Annotated in this window: 3 protein-coding genes; 1 reads left to right on the forward strand and 2 read right to left on the reverse strand. The window is 68.5% G+C overall.

What is annotated here, in order from left to right; all coding sequences use genetic code 11:
- Window positions 1-176, forward strand: a 176-nt coding sequence (locus F6S12_RS31495) for a GNAT family N-acetyltransferase (RefSeq protein WP_315869833.1), incomplete at its 5' end; no start/stop codon positions are given.
- A gap of 7 nt (window positions 177-183) precedes the next feature.
- On the opposite strand, the gene F6S12_RS31500 is transcribed toward F6S12_RS31495, so the two are convergent.
- Window positions 184-960 (reverse strand): AraC family transcriptional regulator, encoded by a 777-nt coding sequence (locus tag F6S12_RS31500; protein WP_053149511.1) that lies wholly within the window; start codon window positions 958-960, stop codon window positions 184-186.
- A 59-nt stretch (window positions 961-1,019) separates the two neighbouring features.
- Window positions 1,020-1,691: FAD/NAD(P)-binding oxidoreductase (locus F6S12_RS31505; RefSeq protein WP_315869832.1), on the reverse strand; the 672-nt coding region annotated here is incomplete at its 5' end.

Raw genomic sequence — 1,691 nt, forward strand, 5'->3', positions numbered from 1 at the left:
TGCAGGATTGCCAGGGCCAGGGCTATGCCACGGCGCTGATTCAAGCGGTGCTGGCGTTCGCCCGGGCCAGGGGGGCCAGGACCTGCGTGCTGGAAGCCTCCCTCGATGGCCTGTCGATCTACCGCAAGGCCGGCTTCGAACCGCTGTTCGACTACCGCACCTTCTGCCAGGAATGAGCCCGCCCTAGCGGGCAGCGTTCTGCCGGAACTGGCGCGGGCTGAGCCCGGTCAGGGCCTTGAACTGGCGGCTGAAGGCGCTGTGGTCGGTGTAGCCGCATTGCAGCGCCACCTCGGTGATGGGTTCTTCGGTGAGCAGCAACTGCGAAGCGTGTTCCAGGCGGACCTTGTGGATCATCTGCCGTGGCGTGAGGTGGAAGATGCGCTTGCAGTAGCGCTCCAGCTGGGCAGTGGACAGGCTGGCGATGCGGGTCAGGTCGTCCAGGCGGATGGCCTCGCTGTAGTGCTCGCGGATATGCCGGTCCACCGCTGCCAGGCGTTCATAGGCCGGATGGGTGTCATGGGCGGCCTGCAGGTCCAGGGAGATCCCGGCCATGCCGATGATCTGCCTGTCACGCCCGTACAGCGGCAGTTTGTGGGTCAGGCACCAGCCGGGCTCGCGGCTGCCATACAGATGCAGTTCCAGCTGGCCCTTGATGGTGATGCCCTGGCGCAGCACGCGCTGGTCCTGCTCGGTGTAGACCGGGCCGAGCACCGCCGGGAAGACTTCGGCGGAGGTCTTGCCCAGCAGGGGCCGCACATTCTTGAAACCGCAGCGCTGGGCCAGGGTCAGGTTCGCCACTCGGTAGCGGGCCTGCAGGTCCTTGATGAAGAACACCGCGCTGGGGATGCAGTCCAGCAGCGGGGTGATCGGCGCCATATTGGCCAGCAGGCCATTGAGGTCCCGGGGTGCATGGGCGGCGATGGCCCGGGGCAAGTGGTGCAGCTGTGCGCCATCGATCATCGTCTGCCTCTCTCTATGGGGGCTTGGGGGATGGATCTGGGTCGATAAAGCCAAGGGGTTCAGGGGCCGCCGTTTGCATTGTCGGCGCCGGGGCGTGCCTGCTGGCTGTCGAGCAGCAGCGTGGCGATCCGCGCCGGCACCAGGGGTGCCCGTGGCGGGGTGGGTGCCCAGCCGAACAGGCGGTGGGCCGCGCTGGCACAGACCCGGCCCTGGCAGGCGCCCATGCCGCAGCGGCTCTGCAGCTTGGCCTGGGCCCAGTCGGGGGCTGCGGCCACGGCGGCGTAGGGCACATCCTCGCACCGGCACAGCAGAGTATCAGCTCGGGCCAGTTGCAGGACCTGCGGTTGCAGCTCGAAATGCCGCAGCAGGCGCTCGGCAAAATGCTGCCAGTGACGGCGCTGCTGGATCAGTTCGGCGGCCTGGTCTGCCTGCCCGCTGGCCACACAGCCGGCGATCCGACCTTCGATCAGCGCCAGTTCGCTGCCACCGATGCCCGTGCACTCGCCGGCGGCCAGGACCTGGGGCAGGCTGCTGCGCTGTTGCTGATCGACCGCGATGGCGCCCTGTTCCAGGCGGCAGCCCAGGTGGTTGGCCAGGCGCACATTGGGTACCAGGCCGAAGCCGCAGGCCAGGTAGTCGCAGGGGATTTCCAGGGTGCGCCGGCCCTGGCGGATGCGCACGGCCTGCAGGTGCTGCTCGCCCAGCGCCTCGACCACGTGGGCGTTGCAGCG

Origin of the sequence: Pseudomonas sp. JV245A (genome assembly GCF_032424515.1) — a bacterium.
GTDB lineage: Bacteria > Pseudomonadota > Gammaproteobacteria > Pseudomonadales > Pseudomonadaceae > Aquipseudomonas > Aquipseudomonas protegens.

What these genes read in the sequence shown, in the direction of transcription:
- F6S12_RS31500 (WP_053149511.1), bottom strand. Translation starts at nt 960, where the DNA reads ATGATCGATGGCGCACAGCTGCACCACTTGCCCCGGGCCATCGCCGCC.